15 protein-coding genes and 1 pseudogene are annotated in these 20,489 nt (G+C 70.1%); 7 read left to right on the forward strand and 9 right to left on the reverse strand.

Annotation, left to right across the window (positions count from 1 at the left end; all coding sequences use genetic code 11):
* Nucleotides 1-98: 98 nt before the first annotated feature.
* Nucleotides 99-1,019 carry a LysR family transcriptional regulator gene (locus BUS84_RS04215; protein ID WP_074312043.1) on the reverse strand — a complete coding sequence of 307 codons (921 nt, stop codon included), beginning with the start codon at nt 1,017-1,019 and terminating at the stop codon, nt 99-101.
* Between the two features lie 586 nt (nt 1,020-1,605).
* Here BUS84_RS04215 and BUS84_RS04220 point away from each other — a divergent pair.
* The gene (locus BUS84_RS04220; protein WP_074308906.1) at nt 1,606-2,532 is read left to right on the forward strand and encodes a hypothetical protein; all 927 of its coding nucleotides are present in this window, start codon (nt 1,606-1,608) and stop codon (nt 2,530-2,532) included.
* Nucleotides 2,533-2,662: 130 nt separating this feature from the next.
* Here BUS84_RS04220 and BUS84_RS37260 read toward each other — a convergent pair whose 3' ends face one another.
* Nucleotides 2,663-2,974, reverse strand: coding sequence for a hypothetical protein (locus BUS84_RS37260; RefSeq protein ID WP_143728222.1), 312 nt, complete (start codon nt 2,972-2,974; stop codon nt 2,663-2,665).
* Between the two features lie 227 nt (nt 2,975-3,201).
* Between BUS84_RS37260 and BUS84_RS04225 the strand changes: the two genes are divergently transcribed.
* From BUS84_RS04225 to BUS84_RS04235, 3 genes are all read left to right on the forward strand, one after another.
* Nucleotides 3,202-6,324, forward strand: coding sequence for a golvesin C-terminal-like domain-containing protein (locus BUS84_RS04225; protein WP_074308908.1), 3,123 nt, complete (start codon nt 3,202-3,204; stop codon nt 6,322-6,324).
* Nucleotides 6,325-6,444: 120 nt separating this feature from the next.
* Nucleotides 6,445-9,540 carry a golvesin C-terminal-like domain-containing protein gene (locus BUS84_RS04230; RefSeq protein ID WP_074308910.1) on the forward strand — a complete coding sequence of 1,032 codons (3,096 nt, stop codon included), beginning with the start codon at nt 6,445-6,447 and terminating at the stop codon, nt 9,538-9,540.
* A gap of 138 nt (nt 9,541-9,678) precedes the next feature.
* Entirely contained in the window at nt 9,679-12,450 is a 2,772-nt protein-coding gene (locus tag BUS84_RS04235) for a hypothetical protein (protein ID WP_074308912.1), read from the forward strand.
* Between the two features lie 147 nt (nt 12,451-12,597).
* Here the strand turns inward: BUS84_RS04235 and BUS84_RS38130 are convergent, their stop codons facing one another.
* Entirely contained in the window at nt 12,598-12,735 is a 138-nt protein-coding gene (locus BUS84_RS38130; RefSeq protein WP_159450980.1) for a hypothetical protein, read from the reverse strand.
* Nucleotides 12,736-12,878: 143 nt separating this feature from the next.
* Between BUS84_RS38130 and BUS84_RS04240 the strand changes: the two genes are divergently transcribed.
* From BUS84_RS04240 to BUS84_RS40550, 3 genes and pseudogenes are all read left to right on the forward strand, one after another.
* Nucleotides 12,879-13,700: an IclR family transcriptional regulator gene (locus tag BUS84_RS04240; RefSeq protein ID WP_074308914.1), complete on the forward strand. Its 822-nt coding sequence runs from the start codon at nt 12,879-12,881 to the stop codon at nt 13,698-13,700.
* A complete protein-coding gene (locus BUS84_RS41135; protein ID WP_084757175.1) occupies nt 13,636-13,938 on the forward strand; it encodes a hypothetical protein in 303 nt (100 codons plus the stop codon). Before BUS84_RS04240 ends, BUS84_RS41135 begins: the two co-directional genes overlap by 65 nt.
* 29 nt (nt 13,939-13,967) lie before the next feature.
* Nucleotides 13,968-14,318 (forward strand): annotated as a pseudogene (locus BUS84_RS40550) (2-dehydro-3-deoxyphosphogluconate aldolase); the annotation flags it as partial.
* Between the two features lie 86 nt (nt 14,319-14,404).
* Here the strand turns inward: BUS84_RS40550 and BUS84_RS04250 are convergent.
* From BUS84_RS04250 to BUS84_RS04275, 6 genes are read right to left on the reverse strand one after another with little or no spacing between them, the layout of a single operon-like run.
* Entirely contained in the window at nt 14,405-15,592 is a 1,188-nt protein-coding gene (locus BUS84_RS04250; protein WP_074308915.1) for a mandelate racemase/muconate lactonizing enzyme family protein, read from the reverse strand.
* Nucleotides 15,589-16,557: a glycoside hydrolase family 88 protein gene (locus BUS84_RS04255; RefSeq protein WP_074308917.1), complete on the reverse strand. Its 969-nt coding sequence runs from the start codon at nt 16,555-16,557 to the stop codon at nt 15,589-15,591. The genes BUS84_RS04250 and BUS84_RS04255 overlap by 4 nt, the downstream gene beginning before the upstream one ends.
* On the reverse strand, nt 16,554-17,837 hold the full coding sequence (locus BUS84_RS04260) for an ABC transporter substrate-binding protein (RefSeq protein WP_074308920.1): 1,284 nt from the start codon (nt 17,835-17,837) through the stop codon (nt 16,554-16,556). Before BUS84_RS04260 ends, BUS84_RS04255 begins: the two co-directional genes overlap by 4 nt.
* A 26-nt stretch (nt 17,838-17,863) precedes the next feature.
* Nucleotides 17,864-18,709 carry a carbohydrate ABC transporter permease gene (locus tag BUS84_RS04265; RefSeq protein ID WP_244298370.1) on the reverse strand — a complete coding sequence of 282 codons (846 nt, stop codon included), beginning with the start codon at nt 18,707-18,709 and terminating at the stop codon, nt 17,864-17,866.
* Nucleotides 18,706-19,653, reverse strand: coding sequence for a carbohydrate ABC transporter permease (locus BUS84_RS04270; RefSeq protein ID WP_074308924.1), 948 nt, complete (start codon nt 19,651-19,653; stop codon nt 18,706-18,708). The genes BUS84_RS04265 and BUS84_RS04270 overlap by 4 nt, the downstream gene beginning before the upstream one ends.
* A complete protein-coding gene (locus BUS84_RS04275) occupies nt 19,650-20,456 on the reverse strand; it encodes an IclR family transcriptional regulator (protein WP_084757180.1) in 807 nt (268 codons plus the stop codon). The genes BUS84_RS04270 and BUS84_RS04275 overlap by 4 nt, the downstream gene beginning before the upstream one ends.
* Nucleotides 20,457-20,489: the final 33 nt, after the last annotated feature.

Here is a 20,489-nt window from a genome sequence, read left to right on the forward strand (position 1 = left end):
CCGCACGAGCTTTCGGTTGTGCCGCAACGACTGGAGAACGAGGGATTACACGATCAACGTTAAGAGATGAGGCACTAGCCGGCCGCGAGGGCGGGTCGTTAGATACCGCCGTGCTGTGCGGCATCGACGGTCCTGGCCGCCACGAGCAGGCAGCCGATCAGCTTGCGGAGCAGCGGGTTGGGGTTGCCGTCCCGGTGCAGCGTGCTGATCTGCCGCCGCGGGGTGCGCCGACGGATCCGTAGGTCCCGTACGCCCGGTTCCGGCCGGTGCGCCAGCCGCGGTACCAGGGCGATACCCAGCTTCGCCCGCACGAACCCGCGCACCACGTCATAGTCGTTGCTGCGGAAGGCGACGCGGGGAATGAAGCCGGCCCTGGTGCAGAGGCAGACCAATGCCCTGGCACCGGCTGTCTCCTCCCGGCTCGCGATCCAGGTCTCCTCGGATAGGTCGGCGAGCCGAACCGACGACTGGCCTGCGAAGGGGTGCGACTCCGGCACCAGCAGTACCAGCTCGTCGGTGGTGAGTGCGGTGGGCACGACCGCGTCCGGCCAGGTCCGCGGTGCCAGGTCGTAGCTGTACACGAGCACCAGGTCGAGCTTCCCGGCGAGGAGGGGCGGCAGCAGCTCGTCCGGCTCACCTTCGTCCAGATGCACCTCGGCCTCGGGCGCCATCCGCGACAGGCTGGCCAACCCCGTCGGCAGGATCCTCTGGCTCGCCGTCGGGAAGCTGCCTAATGTTATCCGCCCCTGCTGGGCCGCGGACAGGCTCTGCATCTCCTGGCGCAGGCTCTCCAGCGAGGCCAGGATGTCATTGCCCCGGCACGCCAGCACTCTCGCCGCATGGGTCGGCTGTACGCTGCTGGCACTGCGCTCGAACAGCGCGACGCCTATCTTGTGCTCAAGCGCGGAGATCTGCTGCGAGACAGCGGAACTGGTGTAGCCCAGGTTGCGGGCGGCGTTGGCGAACGACCCAACCCGCAGCACCTCCCGGAGCGTCTGAATGTGCAGCGGATTGATCACGTTCACACACCTTGTCGGGTCGCACCGGGGCTCCAGGGGCGAAGCCTCGTCCGCGACGCAATCCTGACTGCCCGAACGGGAGACACCGCAGAGCGACTGCTGGAGCAAACGTTCTCAAAGGGGGTGGACAGAACAAGGTCATTTTAGCTGGCGGCAGCGCGGTCACCAGAGGTGGCGACCATCATCTTGACTTGGGGTCAGGAATACATCCAGTAACCCTCCACAGGGTTGCCTACCCAACCGATCCCGCCCGGTCGCGTGCCGAGCCAGCGGTGTAACTCGCGTTCGCGCCCGACCGCCGGGCGGTGGCTGCGGGCGTGGGTGAGCGTGCCATGGGCCGGGGTTCGCCTGCCGGCGGTAGGTCAGCGGGCCCGGACTCAGCCGCAGCTGGAGATTTGTTGCACCGCCCAGCCGTTACCGTCCGGGTCGGTGAAGAAGAGGAGTTGTGCCCGACGGACATCCGGCCACCTAGTCGCACCGCAATAGCGATCAGTTGAACCCCAACGGGTAGTTGCCCAATCAATGCCTTGTGGTCAGGCTCAATCGAGTCGGATGCCGATGCCCTCGAACGACACGGGAGGCTCCCATGGTCGTTGCGGAACCGCTCACCAACATTAGCGCTACCGCTGGCCTCTATTCCCAGATTGCTGGCGTCCTGGCTGGCTTCGCCTTCACCGCCCTGCTGCTTTACCTCAACCGGACGCCGGACACGCCGGAACAGGTAAAGGAGGTCGATCCATCGCAGGCTGACGAGGCCACCCGGGTCCATCGCCAAGTGACCGTCGTTCTGTTCAACACACTCGGTGCGCTGATCATCTGCGCAGTCCAATATGGGGTGCTTGCCGGCGGGCCACCCGACTCCGGGAACTCGCTTTCCGGCACGATGCTCAACGGTCCGGCCTTCAGCCTGGCAATCCTCGGCATGTTCTACGCCACGGCGCTGGCAGCCGCACCCTTTGGCCATCTTGCGCCGATGCTCGCGTCAGCCCGAATCCTCGTCGGCGCAATCGGTCCGGTGATCGCGATGCTCCTCATCGCCTCCGCAGCGCTGGACATCCACATAAGTGGATGCGTTGCTCGAGCCGCCGCCAGCCAGGGCACCACGACGGTGTGCCGTACCGACACGGAGATCGCCCTCGACCGTCCCTATGGGTTTGCGCTCGCGCTCACAGCGCTCATGCTCCTGATCGGAGTGCTAGCGCTGACGGTGTTCCGCCAACCGACCAGGCCTGCGCCACTGTGGATCCCCAAGGCCATGGCTCACCTCATCATCGGCGCTGCGGCCATCACAACCTTCGGCACGGTCTTCCTAGGCACGAGGCCGGTCAGCTATCTGCTTCCGAGTCCCGCCCTGTTCGCCGTGCTGACCTCTGCCTTCGCCATCCTTACGTCATTCGCCGTCATGGCCGCCCGCAGCTGCCATCACATCCAAGACGCCCAACCAGGCGGGGCTCACCGTGACGGTGCCACTCCTCCGGCGGTACTGCGACCGATACCCAGTACCCCCGCGTAGCAGAGTCGTGCGGGCATCAGGGCCTAGCTCCGGCTCGCCGGGCGGTGCGGCCGTCGACGTCATGAATTGCAATGGTGAAGTGGCGGTGCGGCCGGGCGTTAGGGCCGATGTGAACTCTGCGGTGGCCAGTTTACGCCCGTCCAGGAATGCCAGCATCCGGCGGTTTGGCGTCCCGCCGTAACGCCGGTGGGCGCAGCTCGCCCCCGGGCAGGGTGAACGCTGCGTACGCCTCGTCGGCGCCGGAGGGTTGCCCGAGCAGCAACGCCTGTCCGTCGGTCGACTGCTGCAGCGACTCGTACCCGGGCGGGACGGCGCGCTCGGTGATCTCGGTGAGGTCGCGGATCCACCACTGCCAGTCTCGGCGCTGGGCGGACCACCGCCCGTCCGGGGCCGTGCGTCTACGGACGCCATAGGACCACGATCCACGTCTCGACGCGCTCAATCCTAACCGGTACTTCCACAACGCGGTTGACCACATGCAGCATGCGGGATATCTTTCCGTACCAGGCAAGCGAAATCCAGATTGGATGTTGTCAGGTCCTTCGCACCGAAAGCTCCGCCCCACGCGCTGGCACAGCCCGCCGCTGCGGCCCTACCGCAGCCGACTTCGCACGACGCTCGGCGTGAACCCGCCCTGCCGCATCGCGACGCTCTCAGCTAGGAGCCACCATGCTGAAACGCCCCGCACTGTCGGTTCACCTCGTCGCCGCGGTCACCGTCGGGTCGGGCCTGGTCGGGGCGGTCCCCGCTGCCGGCTGGACCGGCGGCGACCCGCCGCGCCAGCGAGTGGTGGACGTCGGTGACAGCATCGTGATCACCGGCGAGACCTACCGGATGCGGATCATCAAGGACCGCTTCCGGTACTCGTTCGATAATTCCTCCGGCGCCGCGGTTGCACCGGCGCATCCGGACTCGGGTCTGCGGATCAGGTACGCCGGCGGGCAGGACGTCAACGACGCCGAGGACACTCGGCTCGTCTCCGGTCCAAGGTCGAGGTCCGGCACGGCCGTGCTGAACGTGACGATGACGGACGGGTCGCAGGTCAAAGTGCACGTGCTTCCATCCGACAGCTACGCGCGGATCCTGGTGCCGAACCTGCCCGGAGCCAGCAGCACGATCGACTTCCGTACCGGTGCGGTCGCCCCGGCGTACGGGCTCGGCGACTACGGGTCGTTCGCCGACGGCCAACCTGAGCAGGGGACGCCCTGCAGTGGAAACGTCGAGGCCAGGCCGAGTACGGAGCTGACGGGGCTGGTGCTGGACAACCTGACGAACGAGGGCAGTTGCAAGCGCTTCGTCAGCAACTTCACCGTGTTCCCAAAGCAGCGGTTCGCTCAGGTGTGGTTCGAGGACGGGCGGAAACGAGTCGGCCTCACCGGAACCGAGAACCGGCTCGGCGCCGCCGACGTGGACTCCGTCGACAGCCTGTACTACTTCGTCGGCCGTGACCTGCCGCAGGTGTACGCCGACTACAAGCAGGTCCGCAACCGGCACGGCTACCTGGACTCCCGGCCGGACGAGTCGTTCTTCGGACTCGGCTGGGAGGCGTACGGCGCACTCGGCTGGGACACCTACCAGTCGTCCGTCGTCGAGACGGTGCAGGAATTCCTCGCGCACGGCTATCCGCTCAGTTGGGGCGTGGTCGGATCCGGCTTCTGGCCTGGCCCCCGCGGCAACAAGGTCGAGGGCACCACGAACAGTTTTGGCATGTGGGACGACACCGCAGAGGACGGGCGCGCGGACGGACTGCCGAACCCGCGATACCCGGATCCTGACGCGTTGAAGCGGCTCTTCGCCGACAACGACATCAAGCTGCTGCTGGGGGCGCGAAACAACATCAAGGCTCTGCCAGCCGACGGCGGCAACTACAACCTGCGGTACGACGGGCCGTTCCTGCAGGAGGCGCTGGAGCGCGGCTTCCTGCTACGCAACGGCGACGGCGCGCCCCGTGTCGTGACTCGGGCGCAGTTCCCCGCCGGCGCCAGCTACGTGCTGGACGGATCCAACCCGGAGGCGGTGCGCTGGTTCGTCGACCGGCTGCGCGCCTGGGGTGTGGACGGGTGGAAGGAGGACACGATGCTCTACGACCCGAACCTCCACCTCGACGGCAACTGGAACCCGGTGCAGATCGCGATGCACGATGCTGGCGACCTGGTGATGGTGCGGAACGCCGGGTACTCCGTTCCGGGCGACATCATCCGGATCAACGACACCATCTACGGCACCGGCGAGGTCTACCACGAGGACCCGGACCGGATGCCGGTCAACCTCCTCAACTACGCCGCATCCAGTGCCGGCAACCTGTACGGCGACTACGTGGGTGGCACGCCAGGGCCGTCGATGCAGGACCCGGCGTACCAGCAGTACTTCGTCCGCAACGCGCAGTTCAGCGCCATGTTGCCGGTGATGGCGTTCGGCAAGGGCCCGTGGGAACTCGGCTGCGGCGACTACGCGGCAGCGGTGAAAAAGATGGCGTTGTGGCACGAGGCGCTGCGCCCGTACATCTACGACGCGGTGCTGGACGGGCACGAGAGCGGGTTCCCCGCCGCCGTGACCCCGTTGCCACTGGCCTATCCCGACGATCCGAACACCTACGGGCTGGCGAACGACACCACCCGCCAGTACGAGTGGATGTTCGGCGAGTCCCTGCTCGCCGTGCCGGTGTTCGGCGCCGACTTCGAAACAGCGCAGGCCCGGGACGTGTACCTGCCGGCCGGCAAGTGGATCGACGTCCAGAGCGGCGCGGTGTTCCACGGGCCGACGACGCTGCGGAACTACGCGATCGGCACCGACCGGATCCCAGCGTTCGCTGGCGGCAAGGGCGTTCTGGTGACCACGCAGGCTGGAGCGCTGACGGCCGAGGTGTACCCGGTGTCGACCGGATCCCGCTACACCGCCGGGCGTGGGGATGACGCGATCACCATCGAGAATGCCAACACCGGCTGGGACACCGGCTCCCTCGCCGTCGTCGACCGCACGAGCGGGCAGTCGGTCGCGTACCGGGTCGACCAGGTCACCGGCGTGTTGCGGTTCCCGGTGACCGTGGGCCACACCTACCTCCTTGTGGGCGGTGGGACCGCTGAGCACACCGTCGGGCTGGACACCACCGCTCCCGGGCAGGTCACCGGAGTCGGGCACCGCACGGTCGACGGGATCACGACACTGAACTGGGACGCCACCGACAATGCCCGGGGCTACGTCGTGACCGCATCGCTGAAGCAGGCGTGCGTTGTCGCCCCGGAACGGATCATCGGATCTTCGACCGGCACGAGCCTGGTACTGGGCAGCGACGCTGTGGCGGGCACGTACCGGGTGACGGCAACGAACAGCGCGGGCAGCGGACCGCCGTCCGCGCTTCACGTGATCACACCGACGACCGGTGGTGGCGGTGCCGCGGCGGTCGTCGTGACGAACGAAGGCACCCCGCCGACCTGCGATGCCGAGAATCCGGCCTACAGCGAGGAGGGACGCTGGCTGTCGAGCAGCTTGAAAGGATTCGACGGCTCCGGCACCCGCTACACCTCGACCGCCGGCCTGACCGTGACCTGGCGAGCTGACCTGCCTGCGGGGACCTACCAGGTCGACGTCTGGTCACCGAAGCACACCAGCTGCAGCACCAGCACGACGTACACCGTCGCCGGCGCGAGCGTCCCCGTCGATCAGTGCGCCACCGGCGGCGAATGGCATTCGATCGGCACGCATCAGCTGACCGAGGGGATCACGGCGGTCACCCTGACGTCCGGCTCGGGCACCACCCGCGCCGATGCGGTCCGCTTCACGCCGACCGGATGACCGTCCCACCGCGGCCGTTCGCTCAACCCGGCGGTGCGGCGCGCCCGACGGTAGCCCATCGCCTGAGGATGGAGTAAACAGATGTTCGCCCGTCCACCACTTCGTGTCCTTCTCACGATGATGACGGCGCTCCTGGTGCCGTTCGCAGTCGTCGTCCCGTCGTCCCCGGCAGCGGCCGCCGAGGCAGTCGTCGTCACCCCCTCGACTCCCGGCGCCTACTCTGAGACCGGAACCTGGGCGAACGCCCGAGACCCCGGTCACGACGGCTCTCCCTCGCGGTACAGCCGGACTCCCGGTTCCACGGCCACCTGGACCGTCGTGGCACCCGCCTCCGCCAGGTACGACCTGGCCGTCTACTACAGCGCGAGCGTGGACAACGCCAAGGTGGAGTACGCCTGGACCGGAGGACCGGACACCCCGACGGTGGTCAACCAGGCCGTCGGCGGCAACGCCTGGCGCCAGATCGGCTCCATTTACCTCGACGAGGGGCAGACCTTCACCCTGACCGTCACCGCGACCGCGGGTCCGGCGGTGACCACCCCCAACCTCAACGTCATCACCCGGGCCAACGCTGTGCGGTTGCTCGAGGTGGCCAGCGACGAGGAACCGGTCGCCGACTGCGGTACGGACGAAACGGCGGCACCGATCGTCGACGCGGCGGAACAGCGCTTCCCCTCCTACCGGCTGTCGCAGCACGGCACCATGGTCTCGCTGGCTGGCGACGGCTGGAACGTGTCAATCGACCGTCGAGGCTTCCGCTACGGACTCCAGGTCGACGGCGCGTCGGCCGCGGCGCCGCATCCGACAGCCGGGTTGCAACTGGCCGTCCCGGGCCGTGCCCCGTGCGACGCCGTCGCGGCGACGCTCACGGCGGCGGACGCGTCGAGCACGCGGTTCTCCGTGACCTTCTCCAACGGCCGCCGGGCAGACGTCACGGTGGTGCCGGCGGACCATTCCGTGAACCTGCGGGTCACCGCCGCGGACGCGAGCACTGGCAGCGTGCGGGCGCAGGTGGCCGGCGGCATGAACCCCGCGTACGGGCTCGGTGACCTGGGCGGATTCCGGACCGACCTGAACGCCTATGGCATCCGCAACCTCGACTACTACGCCCAGAACAGCGCGGGCACGACGAACCAGCGCTTCGTCTCGACGTTCACCGTCTTCCCCGGCCGGAAGCTCGCCCAGGTCGTGCTCTCGGACGAGAGCCTGGCCGTGCAGGTCGACAGCGCCGCCACCCTGCTCGGTGTCAACGGCCCGCAGATGTCCGGGCTGCACTACTTCTTCGGGGACATGCAGACGATCTACCGGCGCTACGCCGAAGTCCGGCAGAGCGCGGGCTATGTCAACTCCAAGCCGGACTACACGCTCTTCGGCGTCGGCTACGAGTCCTACGGAGCGCTCGGCTACAACACCAACCAGCAGACCATCACCGACTCGGTGACGACGTACCTGGACAAGGGCTTCCCCCTCAGCTGGGTGGTGACCGGCTCGGGGTTCTGGCCGTACGGTTCGGGGACCGCCCAGGGCACGACCTCGAGCTTCGGCCTCTGGGGCGGAAAGTACCCGGATCCCGACCGATACAAGAAGTTCCTGCACGACAACGGGATCAAGCTACTGCTCGGAGCCCGGCAGTCCTTCCGCGCGCTGCCGGCCGACGGCGGCACGTACGACCCCGCTCTGGACGGTGACGGCACCGCCGTGGGCATCGAACAGGGCTACTTCATCAAGGACGCGAACGGCAAGCCGCGGGTGTTCCGGCCGGTGTCGTTCCCCAACACTGCTGCGATGTACCTGATCGATCCGCACAACGAGGCGGCTGTCCGGTGGTTCGTGGCCCGCAGCCGGGAGTGGGGCGCGGACGGGTACAAGGAAGACCACATGTTCGACGGCACCGCGAACCGGTACGTCAACAACGCGCTGGTGAACCCGATCAATGAGGGCCTCGAAGACGACGGAAAGCTCATGATGGTGCGCAACAGCGCCTTCTCGGTGGCGGGCTCCATCCTGCGGATCAACGACACCGACTACAACCACGGGCCGGGGGACCGCGACCGCACGGTCGTCAACGGGCTCGCCTACGCCGCCAGCGGTCAGCCCAACTTCTATCCGGACATCATCGGCGGTCGGATCATCGGCGACCTGGAGACCAACACCTCGAAGCAGCGGTACCTGACCCGGAACGCCATGATGGCCGCCATGTCGCCGGCGATGTCCTTCGGCAACGAGCCGTGGCGGATGAATGACCCCGCCCTGGTGGCGGCGACCCGGAAGGCCGCACAGTGGCACGCCGAGTATCAGCCCTACATCTACTCGGCGGCCGTCACCTCGTACGAGACCGGCTTCCCCTCAACGGCAACGCCGCTGCCCGTGGCGTTCCCCGACGACCCCCGGGTCCGCGACCTGGCGTCCGCGGCCAGGAAACAGTACGAGTGGATGTTCGGTCCGTCACTGCTGGTCGCACCGCTGTACGGCGCCGACACCGACACGGCCATGTCCCGTGACGTCTACCTTCCGGCCGGTGAGTGGATGGACATCGAGACCGGTGAGCGGTTCTCCGGCCCCATCACCCTCACCGCCTACCAGCAGCCGTTCGGCAAGATTCCCGCCTTCGTCGGCGGTACGGGCATCCTCGTCCACGATCCCGGAGCGCGGGATCCGGGCGACGCCGTCGCCGCCGGGAACCTACGGGCCAGCGTCTACCCCGTCGCCGCACCCGGCGCCACCTTCACCTGCACCAGCAGCGACGGACACGCCCGAAGCCGGATCACCGCGAAGAACACCTCGTGGTCGGCGGAGGACATCGTCGTGCGGGACTCGTCGGGCACCGACATCGCCTTCAGCAGGAACCCGGTCACCGGGGCGATCGAATTTTCCGTCGAGGCGGGGCTGGACTACGTGATCTCGGACGCTGATTCTCCCGAGTGGGGCCTCGAGGTCGTCGACGTCCGGCCGGCCGGGCCGGTCGTCACCGACCGGGCAGTGCCCGTGCAGTTCGGACTTGTGGATCAGTCCGGGTCCCCCGCCGGCCGCGGCGTCACCGAGGTGGTGCAGGCGGCACCGGACGGCGCCGAACGGCAACTGGAGTTCGACACGGACGACCAGAACCGGATCCACACCGTCCTGAGGACGCAGGCCGGCGTCGCGGGAGCCTACGTCGTCGTCGTGAAGGCGGCGGACGGGCGCCGGTTGGCGCATTTCACCGTGAAGGTCACCTGACACGCTGACAAGGAGATTCTGTTGACGACACCTGCGCGAGCGTGGACCAATGCGGCTATGGCGCCGATTTTGATGGCGACCGTGGGTCTGACGGCGGCGTCAGCCGCGGCCGCCGCACCTGAATCGGCAGCGGCACCCGTGTTCACCGACGACTTCACCACCGGGCTCAGCCGGTGGCGGGCGCTGACCGGAGCGCTGACGGAGTGGACGGGCACCACCGCCGAGTTCCCCTACGTCTCGATCGACACCCGCACCCAGCCGTCGGGCCGGTACATCACCCCGGTCACGCCGGTGGGCTTGCCCGACGCGTACGAGCTGCGCACCAGGGTCCGCGTCGATGCGGCAAGCGACTCACCCGCCGTCTCCGTGCTCACCGACTTCCGGGAACCGTACGCCGTCACCCAGAACAACTTCGCGGCGCAGCTGACCGGCTGGTCCGGAGTGCAGATCTCCGCCCCGGTGACGCAGACGGTGTGCCGCGGCCCCGCCCCTGTGCGGCAGGGGGAGTGGCACGAGATGGTCATCCGCCGGGCCAACAACATCACGGTCGTGGAGATCGACGCCCAACGGGTCGCCGTGGTGACCGCGCCCGCCGCCGGTGGGACGATCGGCCTCGGCGTCTACCACGCCCGGGCGTCGTTCGCCGCCGTCGCGGTCACCGCGCTGCCCACCGTGCCCGCCGACCACCCCACGACCGCATCGGGCTGTTCCTGGACCGAGCCGGGCGAGCCCGAGGTCGACCAGCCCATCCTGGTCAACCAGAGCGGCTACAACCTCGGCCAGGTCAAGCGGTTCACTGCACCCCGCGCCGTCGACGGCGAGCAGTTCCGGATCATCGACGCCGCCGGCAACGTTCGCCACGAGGGCACCGTCCGCGGCCAGGTCGGCGACTTCACCGACTTCGACCCGGCGGAGCCCGGGCCATACACGGTGGAGGTTCAGGGCGCTGCCGGGACCGGCCGGTCCGATCCGTTCGGTATCGGCGCCGACTGGATCGAGCGCGTCTCCTACCGCCGCGCCGTGCAGTTCATGACCGACGTGCGCTGCTACTACGGCGACTTCAGCAGGATGGTCTACGGCGGCACCGATCCGCAGAACTGCTACCTCGGCGTTGGCTGGCGCGACTCGCACCAGATGTCCTTCGAGTTGCCGTCGCTGATCGACATGTACCTGGCCAACCCTTCCGCCTTCGCGCAGATCAAGGACCCGGAGGCGCGGTACGTGGGGCTGCCGGTGCAGCTGCCGGCGGACACCCCGGAGATCGTCCGGCTGATCCATTGGGCCGTCGAGGTGTACCTGGGCGGGCGGGTGAACCACACGCTGCTCAAGGAACAGCTGGCCGCCTTCCTCTACGCCTATCCGTACCTGGCGGACTACATTCCCCACAGCGTCTACGAGCGGGCGCGCGACTACCTCTTCCCGATCTGGGACGACCCGGCGAAGGACCGCTTCGCTTGGTACGACACCACTCCCCACACCGCCGACCTGCTGCAGGTCTACACCCAGATGGGTTCCGGCAAGGGGGAGCTGCCACCCGGCCATTCGGTGTGGCCGAACGTGATGATGTACGAGGTCGCCAAGCGGGAGGGTCGCGCTGACGCGGAGCGGTATCTGGCCACCGCGAAGGCCCAGGCCACCTGGCTGATCGGCAACCTCGACGTCGCCGATCCGACCGTCACGAAGGGTCAGCGGCAGGGCGAGTACCACCTGGTCACCGGCCTCGCACGGCTGCTGCTGTCGCACCGCGACCAAGCGCCGCCCGGCACCCGGGACTTCATCCGCCGCTGGGCCGAGGTCGTTGCGGAACGCTCGGCGAACCTATGGGACTTCCGCAAGTACTCCGCGGACCGGTGGACCATCCCGTCCTTCACCGGCGGCGGTTCGGCCAGCGACCCCAACGAAACGGGCAACGTGGCCGGCTTCGCCGCCCCGGCCCTGGCCGCTGCGCAGGTGCTCGGCGACGATCCGCTCGCCGCGCGGCTGCGGCAGATCGCGGTGGCCCATGTGGACAACGTCTTCGGCCGTAACCCCACCGGCCGGCACGCCTCGTACCGCGGGCCGACGGAGCAGTGGGGCTTCGAAGGCGTGGAACGCGGCTGGTACTCGGAGTTCCAGGGCGGGGCGGGTCGCCTCCAAGGCGCCCGCGGGGTGCTCGACGGCAGCCCCAAGAACGGGCAGTACCCGTACAACCCGGGCGTCGGCAACATCGGCCACTCCGAGGGCTGGGTCACCTTCAACACCGCCTGGAACGAGACACTGGCCTGGCGGGCCGTCGACACCACCACGGTACGGGTGGTGGACACCGCCGGAGGGCCGCTGGACCGGGTGCCGGAGGGCAGCCGCGCGAGCGTACGCCTGACCGCGCCGCTGAACCTCGACCCGGCCGCGCTCGACCGGGGCGAGCTTGAGGTCCGCGTCGGCGACCGCGCACCGCAGCGGCTGGGCGCCGTGCAGGACGGGCTGAACACCACCACGTACACGGCAGAGTTGGACCTGGCCGCTCTCGGCGCGACGCTCGGCGACACGGTGACCGTCTCCTACGGCCTCGGTTACTTCGCGCGTCAGGTCACCGTGACCGTCGCGGCGCCGCTGTGCGCGGGCCGGGAGCCCACCATCATCGGAACCGACGGCCCGGACCGGCTCGTGGGCACGGCCGGGGCCGACGTGATCGCCGGCCGGGGTGGCGACGACGTGGTCGTCGGCCTCGGCGGCGATGACGTGATCTGCGGAGGTGGGGGCGCGGACCGGCTGGTCGGCGGACCCGGCGGCGCAACCCTGCTCGGCGGGCCGGGCCCGGACGTCGTCGTCGGCGGACCCGGCGACGATCGGCTCCACGGCGGCGCCGACCGGGACGTGGTCGTCGGCGGCGGCGGGACCGACCAGATCGACCAGGACGGTCCGGACGCCTGACCCGCTCGCGGTGCCGGGCGGCTGGGCCGCCCGGCACCGTACCGGATCCGTACCGCCGTGCGGTCGCCGGTCAGCCGTCGACGGCCCGCGCCAGCAGCGCCGTTGCGGTCGCGCTCGGGGAGGCCGGTGGTGTCGCCGGGGCGGCGATCACGCCGTCGGCGAGAGCGCTGCCCGGGCAAGCCGCGCCCGCACGTCCGTGGCCTGCCGCTCAGTGCCCGCGACGTGCACCTCGACGGTGGCCGTTTCGGCGATTACCTGGCCGGGCGGCGGCTGGAACAACGCCATCGCCTCGCCCAGCCCGGCGACCTTTTAGGTCCGGCGCCATGCCCGTCTCGCGTCACCCGTTTCACCCCGTACCATGGTCAAGCTCGTGCACAGTGCAGAATTAGGTGCCACATATCGCAAGCAGATTCCAGAGAGGGGTCGGCATGCCGGCCGAACCGGGCAGTAATCAAAGCGTCGAGCGGGCCCTGACCGTGCTCCGCGCCCTCGCGGCCGGCCGCACCGAACTCCGCGTCTCCGACGTCGCCAGAGCCACCGGACTCGGCCTCTCCACCGCCTCCCGGCTCCTCGCCACCCTCGAAGGAATGGGCTTCGTCGACCGCAACCCCGTCAGCGGCCTGTACCGGCTCGGACTCGACATGGTCTCGTTTGGCGGCGCGGTGCTCAACAACCACCCCGTCCACCGCGAGGCCCGGCAGACCGCCCAGGACCTCGCCGCTGAACTCGGCCTCGGTGTCAACGTGGCGTTACGCCGCGGCGACCGGCTCTTCTACCTGCTCAACTTCGAAGGCCGGCAGGCACCCCGCCCGTTCCTCCTCGCCGGACAGTACAACCCGCTCCACGCCACCGGGCTCGGCAAGGCACTCCTGACCGGGCTGACCGGGGACGAGCGGCGCACCCTGCTACCCGACGCGGCCCTGCACGCCTACACCCACCGCACCATCACCACCCACGAACAGCTCGACGAGGAACTCACCCGCACCCTCTCCCGGGGCTACGCCACCGAGATCGAGGAACTCGCCCTCGGCCGCGCCTGCATCGCCGCCGCCATCCGCGACGGCTCGGGCGAGGTGGTGGCGGCCCTCTCGGTGTCCGGCCCGCTCTCCGCCATCGATCTGCCCAACCGCGAGACCGAACTCGTCCAGTCGGTGATCGAGGCGGCCGACTCCGTCAGCATCAACCTTGGGTACGTCGGGCCAGCCCACGTCGTGCCCCAGCAGGCCGTCGCCTCAGAGGTCGTGTCATGATCGTCCAGCTCGGCCGCGTCATCGCCATCATCCGGCTCCCCGGCCCGAGGACGTCGTCCGCGCTGGCCGGGAACTCGCCGAGGCGGGCCTGGACAGCATCGAGGTCACCCTCACCACGCCCACGGCGCTCGAGGCCATTGCCGAGCTGCGGAACGCGGTGGCCGGCACCTGCGCCGTCGGTGCCGGCAGCGTCCGTACTCCCGGGGACGTGAGCGCCGCCCGTGACGCCGGGGCCTAGCTGCCCCCACCACCCGCCTCGAGGTTCTCACCGAGGCGGCGGCCGCGGACCTGCCCGTGGTCTGCAGCGCGTTCACGCCGACCGAGGTCGACGTCGCCTGGTCGTCGGGAGCCACCCTGGTCAAGCTCTTCCCCGCCAGTCACGTCGGCCCGGCGTACCTGCCGGAACTGCGTGCCCCACTGCCCGACGTGCGGCTCGCGCCTACCGGCGGGATCACGCCTGGGTCGGTGGGGGAGTGGGCCGCGGCCGGCGCGGTCGCCGTCGGCGCCGGCAGCGCACTGGTCGACCCGACCGACGTGGCTGCCGGGGACTGGCCGGCGCTCCGGCGCCGCGCCCATGCCTCCCTGGGCGCCACCGCAGCGGCACCCTGGGCCAGGTGAGATCCCCGGCCGGCGGCCGGTGCTACCGCCGGCCGGATGCCGTCCCCGTGGCGTCTCAACGGGACCGGCGGACAACGGGCTTGCCGTCAGGCGCCCGCCAAGGCCCGTACGACGTCCTCGTCGACCGTGATGCCGAGGCCAGCGCCGCTCGGCACCTCGCATCGCCCGCAAACCGGCGCGACCGCGTCCGGGGCGACCGCGGTGAGCGGGTTGGTGCCGATCCAGTGTTCGAGCACCGCGAAGTTGGGCATCGCCGCGGCGCACTGGACGCTGGCGTACCAGTGCACGGCCGAGCCGATGCTGACGTGCGGGGTGGCCTGGGCGCCGAACGCGTCGGCGAGGGCGGCGATCCGCATCGTCTCGGTGATGCCACCGGCCCGGCACACATCGGGTTGGAGCACCCGCAGCGCGCCGGCGCGGAGGAACTCCAGCGCCCGGTGCCGGGTGGCCAGCGAGTCGAGCGCGAGCGGGATGTCCAACCGCGCGGCCAGGGTGGCGTACCCGTCGAGGTCTTCCGGCGGCAGCGGCATCTCGAAGAACCCGACGCCGGCCTCCTGGAGGGCGCGGCCGACCCGCAGCGCCTGCGGCACCTCGTACTGGCCGGCGGCGTCGGCGTAGACGGAGGCCTGCTCGCCGAAGACGTCCCGGACGGTCTGCACGGAGGCGATGTCGTCCTCGGGCCGGGCGCCGATGGCCACCTTGACCGCGTCGTAGCCGAGGTCGCGCAACCGCTCGGCCTCCTGGCGCACCACACGCTGGCCCTCGGCGCCGGAGCCGGCAGGCGCGGCGGGCACGCCGGACGCGTACAGCCGCAGGGTGTCCCGGTACCGGCCGCCGAGCAGGGCGTGCAGGGGCTGGCCGAGGGTCCGGGCCCAGGCGTCCCACAGGGCGATGTCGAGGCCGGCCAGAGCCTCCAGCCAGAATCCGCTGTCGTGCCCGCGTACCCGCATGCCGGTGTAGACGCGGTCCCAGGTGCGGCTGATCTCGTCGAGCCGGGAACCGACAGCCAGCGGCGCGATCAGGTCGTCGAGGATCGCGGCGGTGGCGCGGGCTCCGACCGGTGCCTTCGCCTCGCCCCAGCCGACCACGCCGTCGGCGGTCTCGACGCGGACCAGTACCGTGTCGATGGTGTCGCTGTAGACGTAGCGGCGCCGCTGCATCGGCGGGTAGTCCACCAGCTTGCTGCCGTGGTCGGCGCTCCACGCCCGGGCACCCCAGTAGGTCTCCGCCGGCTTCGCCCGGACGGCGTAGCTGCGGACGTCGACAACCTTCATTCGTCCTCCTCGAGGGTGATCCGGTCCAGCGCCGCGTGCAGCACCGGGGCCTGGCCCCACGGAAAGACGCCGAGGGCGCGGTGGTGGTAGTCGCGAGCCGCGCCGACCGGTGTCGCCTCGGACACGGTGAGCGCCCCGCCGCTGAGCCGGCGCCGGGTGGCGGCCCAGGCCCGGTCGGCCATCGCCCTGTGGGCGGGGTCGACCAGGCCGGCGTCGATCACGTGGGGGACCGCCCAGGCGAGGTACGCGGCGACGCTCGCCTCGACCGGGGCGCGCGGGTCGTCAACCACGGTCGACCACTGCCCGTCGCGTTCGTGCGTGGCGAGGGCGTCGACCAGTCGGGTCAGCCGCTCGGCGAGCCGATCGTCGTACGCCCGGACCAGGGTGTCGGTGAGGCCGATCAGCGCCCACGCCTGCCCACGGCCCCAGGCGACGCCGTTGCCCCGCTCGGCCACGGCGTCGTAACCGTGCTGGAACAGGCCGCTCGGCAGTTGCAGCGCGGCGGCGTACTCGATGGTGTGGGCGACGGCCTCGTCATGGTGGCCCAGCGCGGCCAGGCCTGGCCCGTCGGTGTGCATGCAGTCGACCCACACCGTGGACCGCCACGGCGGCAGGTCCGGCCGGTGCACCCGCGGGCCGCCCGGGTGGGCGGGCCGGGCGTGGCGGACCGCCGCCAGCCATCGCCTGCAGGCGTCGGCGACGTCGAGGTCGGGGCGCCGGGCGGCGAGGGCGAGCAGCGCCTCCACCGCGATGAGGTGGTCGGTGGGGTCCGGCGGCGCGGTCAGCGACGGCGTGATCAGGTCGACGACCCGCTGCGTCAGGTCGGGGCGGCGCAGCGCGTCGCCCGCCCGGAGCAGGGCGGTGAGGGTGCCGCCGACGCCGAAGCCCCAGATCCGCGGCGTGGTGGCGGCCGTCACTTCGGCGATCGCCGCCACCAGCCGGGTGTCGAGCGCGGTGTCGGTCACTTGATGAGGGCCTGCACCGCCCGGCCGGCCTCGCGCATGGCGTCGGCGGGCTTCGTCCTGCCCACCAGCACGGCCTGGACCTGCTCGGAGATGGCTGACTCCATCTGCGCGTACTGGGGGTACTTCCAGAACGGGTTCGGGGTGGCGGTGGCGGTGATCCGCTCGCTGAACTGCGAGGTGAACTGGTCGGTTTTCACCTGCTCGGAGGCGAGCGCCGTGGTGGTGGTGGGCGGCAGCGAGAGGTCCTTGAAGTAGCCGAGGACGGTCTGCTCGTCGGAGGTGAGCCACTTGGCGAAGTCGGTGGCGGTGTTGGCGCCCTCGCCCTCGACGACCACGACGGCGTGGCCCCACTGCACGGCCCGGGGCTTGTCGCCGGCGTTCTTCACCGGCCGGGCGATGGGGTCGAGCTTGTCGGCGATGGACTTGTCGGGGGAGCCCTTCACCACGAAGTCCCGCCCGACGATGGCGTCGTCGTACATCGCGGTCTTGCCCTGGGCGAAGAGGGTACGGGCGTCGATTCGCTCCACGTCAGGGGCGATCAGCTTCTCGTCGTAGAGCTTCTTGTACCAGGTGACCGCCTCGACGCTGGCGTCGTCGCCGACGGTGACCTTGTCCCCGTCGAGCAGCGGGCTGCCGAAGGTCTGCATCCAGATGAGGATGTCCTTGAGCTGGGCGACCTTCGTCGACGCGGCGTACGGGATGACGCCGGTGCCCTTGAGGGCGCGCAGCGCCGCCTCGAAGTCGGCGATGGTCGCGGGCGCACTGCTGATGCCGGCCTTCTGCATCAGGTCGCGGTTGACGATCAGGCCGATCGCGGCGGTGGTCCAGGGCAGGCCGACCTGCTTGCCGTCCACCTGGCCGGAGGTGAGCGCGGCCTCGGTGTAGCCGGCGTCCTTGGCGATGTCGCCGAGGTCCCGCAGCTTGCCGAGCGCGGCGAGGCCGGCCAGCCAGGCGATGTCCATCTGGGCCGCGCCCGTGAACTGGCCGCCGCGCACCTGGAGGGTGAGCTGGTTCAGATAGTTGTTGTAGGCCAGCGGCACGCCGTTGACGGTGATGCCCGCCTTGCTGCCGTACCCGCTCATCAACTTTTCGATGGTGGCCTTCGAGGCGTTGTCGGCCAGGCTCCAGGACGCGAACGAGAACGGGGTGGCGGACTTGGCGGTGTCCTCCTCGGGGCCGTCGGCGCTCGGCGCGCAGGCGGCCATCCCGCCGAAGCCGACGGCGCCGGCGCCGAGTCCGACGAGGCGGAGCATGTCCCTGCGGGAAAGGTTGCTACTCATTGGTGGACCTCCGGGACGGGTGGGGGTTATCCCTTGATGGCGCCGGCGGTGATGCCGCCGACCAGGAATCGTTGGAGTGCGATGAACGCGACGACGACGGGCAGGGACGCGATCAGGGACGCGGCCATGAGTTCGGCCCACTGCGCGGTCGCCTCGCCGAGGAAGGCGTTGACCAGTCCCGGCGGCAGCGTCGTCTTCTCGCGGCCGGCGAGGGTGAGGGCGAAGATGAAGTCGTTCCAGCCGCGGACGAAGGCGAACAGTCCGGCGGCGATGAGGCCGGGCGCCGACAGCGGCAGGATGACCGAGTGGATGGTGCGCAGCCGGGACGCGCCGTCGACGCGGGCGGCCTCGACGAGGGTGTCAGGGATGGTGTCGAAGAAGCCCTTGAGCATCCAGACGCAGAGCGGCAGCGTGAACGTGGTGAACGACAGCACCAGCGCGGTATAGGTGTCGAGCAGGTGATAGGCGCTGAACAGGGCGTAGAGGGTGACCAGCAGCAGCGCCTGGGGAAACATCTGTGAGCTGAGCACGAAGTACATCAGGCTGCGCCGGCCGCGGAAGCGGAACTTGGAGAAGGCGTAGCCCATGTAGGCGGAGACGATGACGCTCAGCACCGCGGTGATGACCGAGACGACCAGGCTGTTGAACAGGTAGCGGGCCAGCGCGGGCTCGTCGGCGAGCCGCGCGAAGTTGTCCAGGGTGAGCTGGGTGGGGATGAACGACGGCGGGTAGCGGAAGGTTTGCTGGGCCGGCGTGAACGCGGTGGCGAGCATCCAGTAGACGGGCAGCAGCCCGAAGCCGCCGAGGACGACCACGGCGATCCAGGCCGCGGTGCGCGAGCCACGGGTGTCGCGTGCGGAGCGCTTGCTCACAGCTGTCCCTCCCGCTCGGACCGGCGGACGTAGATGGCGACCATGCCGAGCAGCAGCACCATCCACAGCAGGCCGAGCGCGCCCGCGCGACCGAGGTCGAAGCCTTGGAAGGCGGTCTCGTAGACGGCGGTGGCGAAAGTCTCGGTCGCACCGGCCGGGCCGCCACCGGTCATCACGTAGATCAGGTCGAAGTGCTGGAAGTTCCAGATCAGTTCCAGCAGCAGGACGATGCCGATGATGCCGCGCAGGTGCGGCAGGGTGACGGCGAAGAACCGCTGCACGGCGCCGGCGCCGTCGGTCTCGGCCGCCTCGTGCAGCTCGACCGGCACGGTCTGGAGGCCGGCGAGAAGCATCACCATGATCCAGGGAAAGCTGGCCCAGGTCTTGGCGATGATGACGGCGGTCATCGCGGTGCCCGGCGCGGCGAGCCAGGCCCGCGGGGCGTCGATCAGCCCGAGGGCCTCCAGGGCGCCGTTGGCCAGGCCGTAGTTCGCGTTGAAGATCCACATCCAGAGGAACGACACGACGACGCTGGGCACCAGCCAGGGGATGAGCAGCAGCCCACGCAGCGTGGCCCGGCCACGGATGCGGGTGTTGAGCGCCAGGGCCAGGCCGAGACCGACGAGGAAAGGCGCGACGGTGGCGCCGACGGTGAACACCAGGGTCTGGCGCAGCAGCCGCCAGAAGTCGCCGCCGAGCAGATCGGTGATGTTCTGCAGGCCCACGAAGGTGCGGCCGGGCTCGACGAGGCTCTGCTCGAAGAACGCGGTGACCAGGGAGGCGACCAGCGGATAGACGACGATGGCGGCGAGCATCGCCAGGGCCGGCAGCATGAGCAGCGCGGCGAAGGCGCCGTCGCCGAGCGACCGGGGCGGCCGACCGCCGGCCGGCGGTGGCGCCGGTGTACCGCCGTCGGTGTCGCGGGGGGCGGTCTCCGTGCTCATCGGACGGCCTGCAGCCGGGTGGGGATGCGGTCGGCGGGACCGAGGTAACCCAGTCCCGTGCTGATCGCGTCGGCGGCTTCGATGACCATGCGGGACAACTCGGCCTCCCGGGTGTCGAGGTCGATCGCGGAGAGCGGGCCGGAGACCGACAGGGCGGCGCATACGGCGCCGGTGCGGTCGAGGATCGGGGAGGCGACGCAGGCGCGGCCGAGGGCGAGTTCCTCGACCTCGGTGGCGTAGCGCCGCTGCGCGGCCTGTTCGACGGCCGTGTCGAGGGCGGCGTGGTCGGTGATGGTGGACGGGGTGTAGGGCGGCAGGTCGGGCAGGAGCGCCCGGCGCTGCTCGGCGTCGGTGCCGATCAGCAGGCACTTGCCGAGCCCGGTGGCGTGCAGCGGGTTGTGCTGACCCATGAGGACGAACGACCGCGGCGCGAGGGTGCCCTCGAAGTTGCACAGGTAGAACAGCGTCGCGCCGCTGCGGACCGCGACGTTGGCGCCGAGGCCGAGTTCGGCGGCGAGGTTCTGCGCGCGTTGGCGCGCCTCGCGGTGCACCGGGTGGCTGTTGAGGGCGACGCCGGCCATGGTGATTAGCGCGGGACCGAGCTGGTAGAGGCCGCTGAGCTGGTCGCGTTGCACGAGGTCGCAGGCTTCGAGGGTGGCCAGCAGGCGGGACGCGGTCGACTGGCCGAGTCCGGCGTGGCGGGCCACGTCGGACACGCGCAGTGCGGGCTGGCCGGCGAGGAAGGCGTTCAGCACGGCGGCCGCCTTCTCCACGCTCTGGTTGGTGCCCTGATCACTCGCCACCGGCTCTCCTTCTGGACGTTCCATCCATTGCTG

Origin of the sequence: Micromonospora cremea (assembly GCF_900143515.1) — a bacterium.
Lineage (GTDB): Bacteria > Actinomycetota > Actinomycetes > Mycobacteriales > Micromonosporaceae > Micromonospora > Micromonospora cremea.